This is a genomic window from Pseudomonas sp. 25 R 14 (assembly GCF_900004755.1).
GTDB classification, from domain to species: domain Bacteria; phylum Pseudomonadota; class Gammaproteobacteria; order Pseudomonadales; family Pseudomonadaceae; genus Aquipseudomonas; species Aquipseudomonas brenneri.
The window spans coordinates 1-828 of sequence record NZ_CVTS01000057.1 but is presented as its reverse complement, the minus strand read 5'-3'; the positions used below and the strand labels follow the sequence as shown (position 1 = coordinate 828).

Genomic DNA, 828 nt, shown 5'->3' with positions numbered 1-828 from the left:
CCCGGGCCAACCAGTGGGCGCACCGCCTGCTGGAACTGGGCGTCGGCCCGGACGTGCTGGTGGGCGTGGCGGTTGAACGGTCGCTGGAAATGGTCATCGGTTTGCTGGCGGTGCTCAAGGCCGGTGGCGCCTATGTGCCGCTGGACCCGGAATACCCGCAGGATCGCCTGGGCTACATGATCGAAGACAGCGGCCTCAAGCTGCTGCTGAGCCAGGCTCATCTGGCCTTGCCAATCCCGGCTCACGTGCAGGCGTTGGACCTGGGCCAGGCCCTGAGCGGCTACAGCAGCGCAAACCCACAGGTAACGCTGGACCCGGAAAACCTCGCCTATGCGATCTACACCTCCGGCTCCACCGGCAAGCCCAAGGGCGTGATGGTGCGCCATGGCGCGCTGACCAACTTCATTGTCAGCATGGCCGCCGCGCCGGGGATCGGTGTGCAGGATCGCCTGCTGTCGCTGACCACGTTCTCTTTCGACATCTTCGGCCTGGAGCTGTACACGCCGTTGATGGTCGGCGGGCGTGTGGTCCTGGCCAGCCAGGACACCCAGCGCGATCCCGAGCTGATCCTGCAGCAGGTACAAGCGCAGGGCATCACGCTGCTGCAAGCCACGCCGTCGACTTGGCGCATGCTGCTGGAAAGCCCTAACGCAGGGGCCCTGGCGGGGCGTCGCTTCCTGTGCGGCGGCGAAGCGCTGGCCGATGAACTGGCCGTGCGCATGACGGCCCTGGGTGCGCAAACCTGGAACCTCTATGGCCCGACCGAAACCACCATCTGGTCGGCCTTGCAGCCGTTGAGCAGCGAACACAGCCACCCATACCTGGGCA

The 828-nt window shown here is 66.2% G+C and carries 1 protein-coding gene; it reads left to right on the top strand.

Going from position 1 to position 828, the window contains the following annotated elements; genetic code table 11:
- Positions 1–828: AMP-binding protein (locus tag BFQ03_RS20820; protein WP_139115719.1), on the top strand; the 828-nt coding region annotated here is incomplete at both ends.